Origin of the sequence: Stenotrophomonas maltophilia (genome assembly GCF_047497515.2) — a bacterium.
Classification (GTDB): Bacteria; Pseudomonadota; Gammaproteobacteria; order Xanthomonadales; family Xanthomonadaceae; genus Stenotrophomonas.
In genome coordinates this window covers 74,897-87,200 of sequence record NZ_JAXAXL020000005.1, presented here as the reverse complement: position 1 = coordinate 87,200, position 12,304 = coordinate 74,897, and the positions used below count along the sequence as shown (strand labels likewise).

Below are 12,304 nucleotides of genomic sequence, written 5' to 3'. Positions count from 1 at the left end.
CTTCCTGTGTATCAATCCTGACTCATCAGGTTATGGATCGACTGGATCAACGGGCCTAGTCTGGGCCCGTTCCCTCCCACGCCCGGCCGCCCCACCGGCCCATCGATCCCATGACTGGCGAAACCGCGGCGGCCGTCGAACGCCGCCTCCCCACTGCCGACACCGGCACCGAGACCCGCATCCAGCAGGGCACGCCGGCCTTCCGGCGTACCGCGCTGGCGCTGTTCCTGGCCGGTTTTTCCACCTTCGGCCTGCTGTACACGGTGCAGCCGCTGCTGCCCGAATTCAGCCGCCACTTCGGCGTGTCCGCCGCCGGCAGCGCGATGTCGCTGTCGCTGACCACCGGCACCCTGGCGGTGGCGATGCTGCTGGCCGGGCTGCTGTCCGATGCGATCGGCCGCCGCCCGCTGATGATCGCCGCGCTGCTCGCGTCGGCCACCCTGTCGCTGTGCACCGCACTGGTGGACGACTGGACCACGCTGCTGGTGCTGCGCACCTTGCTTGGCCTGGCGCTGAGCGGCGTACCGGCGGTGGCGATGACCTACCTGGTGGAGGAAATGGACAGTCGCGCGCTGGGCCTGGCGATGGGCCTGTACATCGGCGGCAACGCCATCGGTGGCATGAGCGGCCGCCTGCTGGCCGGCATCATCGCCGACCACTGGGGCTGGCGCTGGGGCATCGGCGTGGTCTCGATCATCGCCATCGCCAGTACCGTGCTGCTGTGGTTGCAGCTGCCGCCGTCGCGGCATTTCCAGGCCCGCCGCGATGGCCTGCGCCAGCTGCCGTCGCGTTGGCGCGCGCTGTTCGCCGACCCCGGCCTGCCCTTGCTGTTCGCCACCTCGTTCGTGCTGATGGGCGTGTTCGTCACCCTCTACAACTACCTGGGTTACCACCTGCTGGCGCCGCCGTACCACCTCAGCCAGACCGTGGTCGGCCTGATCTTCAGCGTTTACCTGGTGGGTACCTTCAGTTCGGCGTGGATGGGCCAGCAGGCCACGCGCTACGGCCGTGGCCGCATCCTGTCGATCTCGTTCGCACTGATCGGTGCCGGCATCGCACTGCTGGCGATGCCGTGGCTGAGCACGATGGCACTGGGCATCGCACTGGTGACGTTCGGCTTCTTCGGCGGCCATTCGGTGGCCAGCAGCTGGGTCGGCAGCCGCGCCGGTACGATGCGCGCCGAAGCCTCCGCGCTGTACCTGTTTGCCTATTACCTGGGCTCAAGCGTACTGGGCGGGGTGGGTGGGCTGGCGTACACGGCCTGGGACTGGCGCGGCGTCTGCCTGTTCGCCGCCGCGTTGACCCTGATCGGCGGCGGTATCGTCTGGGCGCTGCAGCAACGCGCCCCGCAGCCGGTAGCGGCGTGATCCAACGCGTACGGTAGTGCCGGCCGCTGGCCGGCAATTCCACAGCGATCCGCATGCCGGCCAGCGGCCGGCACTGCCGGTGGGTTGCACGCTTACCCTTCCGCGAACGCTTCGCGCAGCAGCGTGGCGAAGTTGCGGATCAACGGCGTCACCCCTTCACGGCGCCACGCCAGCTGCACTTCCGAATGCGCACCGGCGTCGGCCAGCGCCACGAAGCGCGCGCCTTCCACGCGGATGTGATCGCACGACGATGGCAGGATCGCCGCGCCGAGGCCGGCGGCGGCCAGGCTGATCAGCGTCGAGGCTTCACCCGCCTCCTGCACGATGCGCGGGGTGAAGCCCGCCGCCGCACACAGCGCGATCATGTGGTCGTGGATACCTGCACCGGCACTGCGCCGGAACGCCACGAACGGCTCCTGCGCGAAGTCGCGCAGTGACAGCGTGCCCTGCTTCGAGAGCCGGCGCAGGGCCGGGTGGTCGGCATGCACGATCAACGCCAGCGGATCGACGAACAGGCTGTGTGCCACCAGCTCCGGTGGCAACGTGCGTTTGCGGATGATGCCCACGTCCAGGCTGCCGTCGAGCAGCGCATCGATCTGCTGCAGCGTGTTCATCTCGCTCAGCTGCAACCGCACCTGCGGATACTGCTGGCGGTAATGCAGGATCGAACGCGGAATCTGCGGTGACAGCGGCGTGGCCCGGGTCAGGCCGATATGCAGCTCGCCCTGCTCGCCGCGCTGCGCGCGCTGCACCTCGTCCACCGCCGCTTCCACCTGCTGCACGATGGCGCGTGCCCGTTCCTGCAACAGCTGCCCGGCGGGCGTCAGCTGCACGCGGCGATGGCTGCGCACGAACAGGCGCGCGCCGATCAGTTCCTCCAGCTGGCGGATCTGCTGGCTGAGCGGCGGCTGCGACATGCCCAGCCGTTCTGCCGCCTGGCCGAAGTGCAGCGTATCGGCAACGGCGAGGAAGTAGCGCAGGTGGCGCAGTTCGATGGACATGGGGCCAGTTTATTCATCGCCAGCCGGAAATGGGTCAGAGCCCGTTGCACAGCAACGGGCTCTGACCCCGTGCCGACCAACGGTCGGCACCCACCAACAGCCACCGCCATCCCTCAGCAAGCCCGCGGTTGCTGTTGCCGGCCAGCGGCCGGCACTACCGCAGGGGTGGGGCGCAGCCCTGCCGCACACCCCTCACCGCTCGGAATGCCCGCTCTGGTCGTAATCGCGCGGACTGAACAACTCCGGCTGGATCAGTTCGATGAACGCCCGCGCCTGCGCCGACAACGCCTTGCCGCGTCGCACGATCACCCCGTAACTGCGCTCCGGGAACCAGCGCTTCATCGAGCGCGCCGCCAGCCGCTCGTGGTCGGCTTCGTTCAGGCACAGCGCCGGCACGATGGAAATGCCCATGCCCATCGCCACGTACTGCTTGATCACCTCCCAGCCACCCACCTCCAGCGCCACGGTGTAGGCGATGCGGTGGCGCTGGAATACCTGGTCGACCAGCCGGTAGGTGATCTGCCGCTTCGGCGGCAGCACCAGCGGGTAGCGCGCGATGTCAGCCAGCTCCAGCTCGCCGCCACTGGCCAGCGGATGGTCGTGCGGCGCGATCAGCACCTGCTCGAAGCGGTAAGCCGGCGCATACGTCAGGTCGGCCGGCACATCGGTCATCGAACCGATTGCCAGGTCGGCGGCATCCTCGCGCAGCAGGTCGGTGCCATCGGCACTGATCGCGTTGTGCAGGGTCAGGCGCACGTCCGGATGATGCATCCGGAAGCGCTCGACGATCTTCGGCAGCAGGTACAGGATGGTCGAACTGTTGGCGGCGATGTTCAGTTCGCCTGCGTCCAGCCCACGAACCTTGTCGCGGAAACGCGCCTCCAGCCCGTCCAGGTTCTCCACCAGCGGCTGCGCCATTTCATACAGCAGCTGGCCCTCGCGGCTGGGCACCAGGCGGCGCCCGCTGCGCTCGAACAGCGGCACCCCCAGCTCCCGTTCCAAGGCCTGCAACTGCAGGCTGATGGCCGGCTGGCTGACGAAAAGTGCCTCAGCCGCCCGTGAGACCGAGCCCAGGCGCACCGTCTGGCAGAACGCACGGAGTGGCTTCAACCGGTCGGATTTGTAGGAAAAACGAGGACTTGTCGGGGTGCGTGTGCTCATCGCGTCACAAGTATTAGCACAATTTATGTAGAACATTGCAAAAACTGTTTTGCCAAATACTCGACCCCGGCGGCACCGTGGAGACGTTCCCCCACTGCTGGAGTCGCCTCATGTCCGCCGTCGCTTCTGCTGTTCCCACCCCCGCTGCCAAGGCCACCCCCGGCATCGCCCTGGCGACCCGCGTGGCCGGCCAGGACACCGTGCTGCCGGCGCCGTTGCTGGCCCTGCTGGTGTCGCTGCACCGTGCGGTGGAACCGGGCCGGCAGGCACGGCTGCAGGCACGCCGCGAACGCCAGGCGTTCTTTGACCAGGGCGGCCTGCCGGATTTCCGCGAAGACACCGCCGCCATCCGCAGCGGCGACTGGACCGTCGCGCCGCTGCCGGACGCATTGCAGGACCGCCGCGTCGAGATCACCGGCCCGACCGACCCGAAGATGGTCATCAACGCGCTGAACTCCGGCGCCAAGGTGTTCATGGCCGACTTCGAGGATTCGACCTCGCCGACCTGGCGCAACCTGCTGGCCGGGCAGCAGTCGCTGGCGGCGGCGGTGCGCGGTGACCTGGAGTACACCGCACCGGCATCCAACGGGAAGCCCGGCAAGCACTACACCCTGCGCCCGTATGACGAACAGGCGGTGCTGATCGTGCGCCCGCGTGGCTGGCACCTGGACGAAAAGCACGTGGCCATTGATGGCCAGCCGCTGGCCGGCGGCCTGTTCGACGCAGCGGTGTTCGCCTTCCACAACGCGCGCGCGCTGCAGGCCAGGGACCGCGGCCCGTACTTCTACCTGCCCAAGCTGCAGAGCATGGAAGAGGCCGCGCTGTGGGAGACCGCGCTGTCGCACATCGAGGGCATGCTCGGCCTGCCGCACGGCCAGATCAAGGTGACGGTGCTGATCGAAACGCTGCCGGCGGTGTTCGAGATGAACGAGATCCTGCACGCGCTGCGCGACCGCATCGTCGGGCTGAACTGCGGGCGCTGGGATTACATCTTCTCGTACCTGAAGACCTTCCGCCGCCATGCCGACCGCGTGCTGCCCGAACGCGGCCAGGTGACCATGACCCAGCCGTTCCTGAAGGCGTATTCGGAACTGCTGATCCAGACCTGCCACCGCCGCGGTGCGCATGCAATGGGCGGCATGGCCGCGCAGATCCCGATCAACAACGATGCGGCCGCCAACGAACAGGCGATGGCCCGCGTGCGCGCCGACAAGCTGCGCGAAGTCAGCGCGGGCCACGATGGCACCTGGGTCGCGCATCCGGCGCTGATTCCGGTGGCGATGGCGATCTTCGACGAGCACATGCCCACCGCGAACCAGCACAGCGTGTTGCGCCAGGATGTGCGTGTCGGCCGCGATGAGCTGATCGCGCGGCCGCCGGGCACCATCACCCGCGCCGGTTTCGACGGCAACGTGGAAGTCTGCGTGCGCTACCTGGCCGCATGGCTGGATGGCAACGGCTGCGTGCCGATCCATCACCTGATGGAGGACGCGGCTACCGCCGAGATCAGCCGCAGCCAGCTGTGGCAGTGGCTGCACACGCCGGGCCAGCAGCTGGACGACGGCACCGCGATCGACCTGGCCCTGCTCGACGCCACGCTGGCGCAGCTGCCGGCGCGGCTGGGCGATACCCATGCATTGCCCGGTGGCGCGCGCATCACCGAAGCCATCGCCCTGCTGGCCGAACTGAGCCGCAACGACGAACTGACCGATTTCCTGACCCTGCCGGCCTACGCACGCATCGACTGACCGAGCGCCCGCGTTCCGCCGCCATTTCCCTCCCCGCTGTACGCACCAACCGAACTGGAGAAAGACATGAGCAAGCTGCCCACTGCCGAACAGATCCAGCACGACTGGGATACCAACCCGCGCTGGGAAGGCATCCAGCGCAACTACAGCGCCGCCGACGTGGTGCGCCTGCGCGGCACCGTGCACATCGAGCATTCGCTGGCCCGCCTGGGCGCGGAAAAGCTGTGGGCATCGCTGCATGAGCGCGAGTTCGTCAATGCGCTGGGCGCGCTGACCGGCAACCAGGCCATGCAGCAGGTCAAGGCCGGGCTGAAGGCGATCTACCTGTCCGGCTGGCAGGTGGCGGCCGACGCCAACCTGGCCGGGCAGATGTACCCGGACCAGTCGCTGTACCCGGCCGATTCGGTGCCGGCGGTGGTCAAGCGCATCAACAACACTCTGCTGCGCGCCGACCAGCTGCACCACGCTGAAGGCAAGGACGACATCGACTTCCTGCAGCCGATCGTGGCCGACGCCGAAGCCGGTTTCGGCGGCGTGCTCAACGCCTTCGAACTGATGAAGGCGATGATCGAGGCCGGTGCCGCCGGCGTGCACTTCGAAGACCAGCTGGCCTCGGTGAAGAAGTGCGGCCATATGGGCGGCAAGGTGCTGGTGCCGACCCGCGAGGCGATTGAAAAGCTCAACGCCGCGCGTTTGGCCGCCGACGTGTTGGGCGTGCCGACCCTGCTGGTGGCGCGTACCGATGCCGAAGCCGCCGACCTGCTGACCAGCGATATCGACGGCAACGACAAGCCGTTCGCCACCGGCGAGCGCACCGTGGAAGGCTTCTACAAGACCCGCAACGGCCTGGACCAGGCAATCAGCCGCGGCCTGGCCTACGCACCCTACGCCGACCTGGTGTGGTGCGAGACCGGCAAGCCGGACCTGGAATTCGCCCGCAGGTTTGCCGAGGCGATCCATGCGAAGTTCCCGGGCAAGCTGCTGGCCTACAACTGCTCGCCCAGCTTCAACTGGAAGAAGAACCTGGACGACGCCACCATCGCCAAGTTCCAGCGCGAGCTGGGCAGCTACGGCTACAAGTTCCAGTTCATCACCCTGGCCGGTTTCCACGCGCTGAACTACGGCATGTTCAACCTGGCCCACGGCTATGCGCGCCGCCAGATGAGCGCGTTCGTGGAGCTGCAGGAAGCCGAGTTCGAAGCGGCCGAGCGTGGCTTCACCGCGGTCAAGCACCAGCGCGAGGTGGGTACCGGCTACTTCGATGCGGTCACCCAGGCGATCCAGCAGGGCCAGTCGTCGACCACCGCGCTGACCGGTTCGACCGAAGAAGAGCAGTTCCACGGCGGGCGCAGCGAACGCGCCGCGTGATCGGTCGTGCCGGCCGATGACCGGCAATCGATCGGGCCAGACAGCAATCAGGGTGGCCACGGAAGGGCCAGGCAACGCCGGCAGGTCGGGGGACCTGCCGGCGTTGTTGTATCGATCGAATAGGGATGAATGTGGGCAGCGTCAATCCGGCGCACCCCATCGCCGGGCAACTTGGCCGAAACCCCGTGAAGACGCCCATCGGATTGATCCGGAACGACTTTTTCCAGGCCCCTGGCGGCCAGAACGGCCACCTTGCTTGTTCACACTGGAGACGCGGGCCGGAAAGCTCAAAATGAGATAGGGCGCACATTTTAAAGCGGTGCTATGCTCCGCGGCTCACCAGGGGACGCTGGCGGCGGGTGCAGGGAATGACCGGCAGGGGTGCGGCCGAGAACAGTGATGTGACGACAGGTATCGCCCGCGTGGCGATGGCCGAGATCGTGCATGCGCTGCTGTCCGATGCCGAGGTCGCATTGTTCGCCAGGTTTGCCCGCGCATGCAAGCTTCATGCCGGACAGTGGCTGTTCCAGCGTGGCCACCGTGGCGAGCGCATGTACGTGATCCTCGAGGGCCAGATCGAACTGGACTTCGGCGAGGACCTGGTGATCAAGACCCTGGGCCAGCACGAGTTCTTCGGTGAGCTGGGGCTGCTGGTCGGCGACCATCCGCGCAGCGCCAGTGCCCGGGCCCTGGTCGACTGTGAAGTGCTGGAACTGGGCCCGTCCGACTTCCATCGCCTGGTTGAATCCGACCCGGGCCTGGTTGCCTACTTCCTGCGCCGCACAATCATGCGGGTGCTGACCAACGAGCAGGCCCTGATCAGCCAGCTGCGCCGGCGCAACCACGATCTGGAAACCGCGCTGGACAACCTGTACATCACCACCCACCAGCTGACCCATACCCGTGAGCTGGTGCGCACCGATGAATTGACCGGCCTGCACAACCGGCGCGGCCTCACCCTGTACCTGCAGGAGTGCCGCGTCGACGGCAATGGGCTGCCGCAGGCGTTGTTGCTGATCGACTGCGACCGTTTCAAGCAGATCAATGACCGCCATGGCCACCAGGCCGGTGACCGCGTGCTGCAGAGCATGGGCAACATCCTGCGCTCGATGGCCGGCGAGCAGGATCTGGCCTGCCGCCTCGGTGGCGACGAGTTCTGCCTGATCCTTCGCCGTGGTAATCATGAGATCGTGCAGCACGCGGCCGAGTTCATCCTCAGCGCGGTGCATGGGCTGCTCGAACGCAGCCACGGCACGCCGCACGTCAGCCTGGTCAGCATCGGTGCCAGCCTGCTGGCGCCGGAATCGGGCTGGAGCGAGTGGTACGCCAGCGCCGACCGCGCGCTCTACCGGGCCAAGCACGACGGCGGCAACTGCCTGCGTTGGATGGATGCAGCGGAATCACCTTGATCGGGAGGACAGAGGCGATGAATGGCGACAACGGAACGTCGACGCCGCACAACCAGCAACTGCGCGCGCTGCTGTTCACCGATCTGTGTGATTCGCTGCTGCTGGTCGAACGCATCGGCGATGTCGCCGCCGCCGAACTGTTCCAGGAACACGATCGCCTCGTGCTGGCGCTGCAGCAGCGCTGGAATGGCCAGCTGATCGACCGCTCCGATGGATTGTTCATGCTGTTCGAGCGCCCGATCGATGCGCTTGGCTTCGCCTTGGATTACCAGCGTGGCCTGCAACCGCTGGGGCAGGGCCGCGACATCCGCCTGCAGGCGCGGGCGGGCCTGCATGTGGGCGAGGTCATCCTGTGGAACAACAGCACCGAATCGATCGCGCATGGATCCAAGGCAGTGGAGGTGGAGGGCCTGGCCAAGCCGATCGCCGCGCGCCTGATGCAGTTGGCACCGCCCGGGCAACTGCTGTTGTCGGCGGCTGCCGAATCAGTGGTGCGCCGCGCAGCTGGTGAACTGGGCGAACGTGGGGGGCGCCTGCAGTGGAAGTCATTTGGTCGCTGGCGCTTTCGTGGCGTGGCACAACCGATGGAAGTGCTGGGCGTGGCAGTGGCAGGGAAGGGCACGCTGCAGCGGCCGCGTGCCAGCGACAAGGCACGCCCTGATGTTCCGTTCTGGCGGCGCCCGCTGGCAATGGCCGCGCAGGCGGCGCTGATTGCCTCTGTCGGGCTGGGCCTCTGGCTGTTGACCCGGCCGCAGCCGGCCATTGCCTTCGCCGAGCGCGACTGGGTGGTGATGGCCGATGCGCGCAACCTGACTGACAATCCGTTGCTGGATGATGCGTTGAGCCAAGCGATGCGCATCGGCCTGGAGCAGTCGAGCTACGTGAATGTGCTGAGCGATCTGAAGGCACGCGACACCATGACCCGCATGCTGATGCCGGAGGGGCGCGAGATCGATCGAGCGGCCGCCATCCAGATCGCCTTGCGCGACGGCGCGCGTGCGGTGTTGGATCCCTCGATCCGAGAGGTGCATGTTCAGCTCCGCGTCGCCGTGGATGTCGTGAACCCGGCAAATGGCGAGACCGTTTACTCGGTCTATTCAGATGGCAAGGGATTGCCTTCTGCGCTGGCCTCGAGTGACCAGGTGGTGGTGCAGCTGCGCGCGCGCCTGGGCGAAGCCATGGCGCAGATCGGAAGAACATCCGCGCCGCTGCCGCAGGTTGCGACAGCCAGCCTTGATGCGCTCAACGCGTATGCCAAAGGACAGGCGATCTATGGAGGCAACCGTGTAAGGGAGTCACTCAAGTACTTCCAGATAGCAACGCAGATCGACCCCGAGTTTGCGATGGCGTGGCTGGCGCAGATGCGCATCCTGGTCAGCCTTGGGAAGCGCGATGAAGCGCGCACGCTGCTGGCGGACATTGAACGCTTGCGCAACCGCCTCAGCACCCGGGAGAAGTTGTACCTCGACGCCTGGAAGGCAGAGATGTTCTCGGCCAATGAAAGCGCAGGACTGGAGGCATGGAGGACCTTGGCCGATCTGTATCCTGACCATCACGGGGCAAACGTAAACCATGCATGGGCCGCATTCCTGTTGGGCCGGTATGGTGAAGCCGAGCAGGCGGTCAAGGCAGCAGACGTGCCCCAGAACCCGCTGCGGCCTGTGACCCTGCAGCTGCTGGGCCGGATCCAGCTGGCCCAGGAAAACATCAGCGGCGCGCTGCTGACACAGCGCCAGGCACTGTCGCTCAGCAACGGACGCCCCAACCGGCACCTGGTCGCCGCGCTTGCTGCATCCGGTGACCTGCAGGGCGCGGCGCGCATGCTTGCCGACATTCCCGCGCCCGATGTTGCCCATTGGCTCGAAAGCGTGTCGCTCGACCTCGACAGGGACCAGCGGGATGACGCCGTGAACAAGTCCCGTGCAGCCTCGCGTAACTGCACTGACTCGGTATCGGTGTGCGAGTTTCTGTCGGTGGTCGCGCTTGCGACCCAGGCGGCGGCCGGGCAATGTGCGAACCATTCCGAGGTGACGTCCCTGGTGGCCCGACTGCTGGAGCGTGCAGGGGACGTTGACGAAGAGGATCGCGGCCAACGGCTTTTCTTCGCGGCTACGGCGATGTACGCGGCCCAGCGGATGGGCCATTGGACATCCGTTTCGCGTTTCGACGCCAGGCTGACCGCCTTGTCAGCGCAGATCGGCGATGACAAGACCCGAGAAATGGCGGCGATCGTCGGCGCCAACCAGCGCCGTCTTGCGGGGGATGCTACCGGTGCCGTTCAGCAACTCCAGCCCTTTGTGAACGGGAACGAACTGTTCCAGGTTCACAGTGTGCTGGCTCAGGCACTAGGCGAACTGGGCGACGACGCCGGCCAACAACAACAACAGCAGTGGATGCGGGCTCACCGAGGACGCGCCTATGCTGAAGCATCCGGTTCCGCCGTACTCGGTGGTTTGAATGTACGCGACAGCACCCACTCTCCCGTGGCGGCGGGCTGTTCCATCCATCCCTCGCCACGGCAGTAGCGGTGGAAGGCTTACTGCTCACCTTCGATGAAGCAGTGGGGAACCGTGAACATTCCCTTGGAGGTGAACTGTTCAAGGAGGCGATCGCGAGACGAGGCCAGCGCGCCAGACGGCGCCAGCGGCCCGGCCATCATGCAGCCCTTGGCGGATTCGGCAGCGTCGGCACTGATCTGGGAGAGTGCGCCTGCTGGGTCAAGCTGGAAGGCCTCCCGGAACGCCTCGTTCGAGGTCAGCAGATCCAGCAGTGCGACGGCATCATTGAGCGAAAGCGGCTTCTTTTCGTTTGACACGGTGGTGGTTCCGGACAGGTAGCGGAGGGTAGGGCGACAGTGTGCTACCGACCGGTGGCACGTCCGGATATAGCGGCGCCGGATCGCTCCGCTTTAGCCTCAGCACATCCGCTGAGGTCCGGAACACGGCGGGATGAACAGGTATTGCGGGTCAGCAAAGGCTGCCGAAAGCTGCGCACAGGACAATTTCCTTCATGACCCGCGTGGGCGCGCATAATCCTGTTTTTGGATGGGAGCGCACATGCAGATCCGCCGATGTTCCATCGTGATGTTCGAGCCAGGAGCCGAGGTTTCGCTTGATCTGGAACTGCTCCTGCAGGGGCAGGCCGGGCTGGTGTCGACGCCGCGCTGGCATGCATTGGCTGCCCATCTGGATGCACCGGTGGTGGTCAGTGCGGAAGACGTGACGCTGCTTGGACGGATCGATTCCGAGCGTTGGGTCGACGCCTCGGCGGTCGGCGAGGATACTGGGGCATGGCTGCATCTGCTCGAACAGGGCCTCCTCATTGGCGATGGGGCCGATGCTCCGGACGCTCATCGCGATCGTGACGAGCGGGTGCGGAGCTCTAACTGGTGGCCGTTGGCTGCACTCATGCATCGGCTGGGGCGCTGGCAAGGCGTCGATAGTGCCAAGGAAATGCGCGACGAGAGGCTGGTGACGGCGCATGATCTTCGCGCCCGTTTCGGACCGCCTCCGCTGGCGACGATCGCCCCGGACGTCGCACCCGTGCGTCTTCCGGAAAGCATGGACGACGCCCGTGATTCCATGTTGGGGAACCGGGCGACCTGCCGAAACTTTGCCAGGGACAGGCCCCTGCCCATAGCGCTGCTCGCCCAGGTGATGAAGCGTACGGTCAAGGCGCACGCCGTGGTCAGGCCCAGCGACGACATGGCGTTCCTGAAGAAGAACATTCCGTCAGGTGGTGGGCTGCATCCGCTCGAGACCTATGTGATCGCGCTCGATGTCGAAGGCCTGCCAAGCGGCGTCTACCACTATCATCCTGTGGAACACGCGTTGCGCGCACTGCCCTTCGCACTCGACGACCTGCGCTCCCATGTACTCGGACTGCTGGCTGGGCAGGACTGGTTCGCTGATGCGCCCCTGCATATCGTGCAGGTCGCTCGCTTTCCGCGCAGCTTCTGGAAGTATCGCAAGCATCCCAAAGCCTATCGTGCTGTCCTGCTCGATGCAGGGCACCTTTCCCAGCAGTGGATGCTGTCGGCAACGGAACTCGGGTTGGCGGCTTATGTCACCGCAGCGATCAACGAGATAGACATCGAGGCGATGCTTGGGCTGGATGGCGTAGCGTCCAGCCCGGTGATGATGTGCGGTCTTGGTTGGCGATCAGAAACGCAGGCAACCAGCGAATTCGATCCTTTGAAACGCGTCTGGAAGGTCTGACACGTCAGCAGGCGCCCAGCGCTGGGCGCCAAA

At 66.1% G+C, this 12,304-nt stretch carries 9 protein-coding genes; 6 read left to right on the top strand and 3 right to left on the bottom strand.

The window, feature by feature from the left end; genetic code table 11:
• The first annotated feature begins 110 nt into the window (after nt 1–110).
• On the top strand, nt 111–1,367 hold the full coding sequence (locus tag ACMZPQ_RS10090) for an MFS transporter (protein WP_197583971.1): 1,257 nt from the start codon (nt 111–113) through the stop codon (nt 1,365–1,367).
• A gap of 92 nt (nt 1,368–1,459) precedes the next feature.
• Here ACMZPQ_RS10090 and ACMZPQ_RS10085 read toward each other — a convergent pair whose 3' ends face one another.
• Together ACMZPQ_RS10085 and ACMZPQ_RS10080 are read right to left on the bottom strand one after the other, a co-directional pair.
• The gene (locus tag ACMZPQ_RS10085; protein ID WP_133936135.1) at nt 1,460–2,368 is read right to left on the bottom strand and encodes a LysR family transcriptional regulator; all 909 of its coding nucleotides are present in this window, start codon (nt 2,366–2,368) and stop codon (nt 1,460–1,462) included.
• 192 nt (nt 2,369–2,560) lie between these two features.
• The gene (locus ACMZPQ_RS10080) at nt 2,561–3,529 is read right to left on the bottom strand and encodes a LysR substrate-binding domain-containing protein (protein WP_197583258.1); all 969 of its coding nucleotides are present in this window, start codon (nt 3,527–3,529) and stop codon (nt 2,561–2,563) included.
• Between the two features lie 110 nt (nt 3,530–3,639).
• Here ACMZPQ_RS10080 and aceB point away from each other — a divergent pair, with 110 nt between their 5' ends.
• From aceB to ACMZPQ_RS10060, 4 genes are all read left to right on the top strand, one after another.
• A complete protein-coding gene (aceB, locus tag ACMZPQ_RS10075) occupies nt 3,640–5,277 on the top strand; it encodes a malate synthase A (RefSeq protein WP_197583259.1) in 1,638 nt (545 codons plus the stop codon).
• A 66-nt stretch (nt 5,278–5,343) separates the two neighbouring features.
• The gene (gene aceA, locus ACMZPQ_RS10070; RefSeq protein ID WP_014035583.1) at nt 5,344–6,645 is read left to right on the top strand and encodes an isocitrate lyase; all 1,302 of its coding nucleotides are present in this window, start codon (nt 5,344–5,346) and stop codon (nt 6,643–6,645) included.
• Nucleotides 6,646–7,013: 368 nt separating this feature from the next.
• Nucleotides 7,014–8,054, top strand: coding sequence for a GGDEF domain-containing protein (locus ACMZPQ_RS10065; protein WP_197583260.1), 1,041 nt, complete (start codon nt 7,014–7,016; stop codon nt 8,052–8,054).
• Nucleotides 8,055–8,071: 17 nt separating this feature from the next.
• The gene (locus tag ACMZPQ_RS10060; RefSeq protein WP_414485969.1) at nt 8,072–10,579 is read left to right on the top strand and encodes a putative peptide modification system cyclase; all 2,508 of its coding nucleotides are present in this window, start codon (nt 8,072–8,074) and stop codon (nt 10,577–10,579) included.
• Nucleotides 10,580–10,590: 11 nt separating this feature from the next.
• Here the strand turns inward: ACMZPQ_RS10060 and ACMZPQ_RS10055 are convergent, their stop codons facing one another.
• Nucleotides 10,591–10,869, bottom strand: a complete 279-nt coding sequence (locus ACMZPQ_RS10055; RefSeq protein ID WP_197583262.1) for an NHLP-related RiPP peptide — start codon at nt 10,867–10,869, stop codon at nt 10,591–10,593.
• 241 nt (nt 10,870–11,110) lie between these two features.
• On the opposite strand from ACMZPQ_RS10055, the gene ACMZPQ_RS10050 reads away from it, so the two are divergent.
• Entirely contained in the window at nt 11,111–12,271 is a 1,161-nt protein-coding gene (locus tag ACMZPQ_RS10050; protein ID WP_197583263.1) for a putative peptide maturation dehydrogenase, read from the top strand.
• The last annotated feature ends 33 nt before the right edge of the window (nt 12,272–12,304 follow it).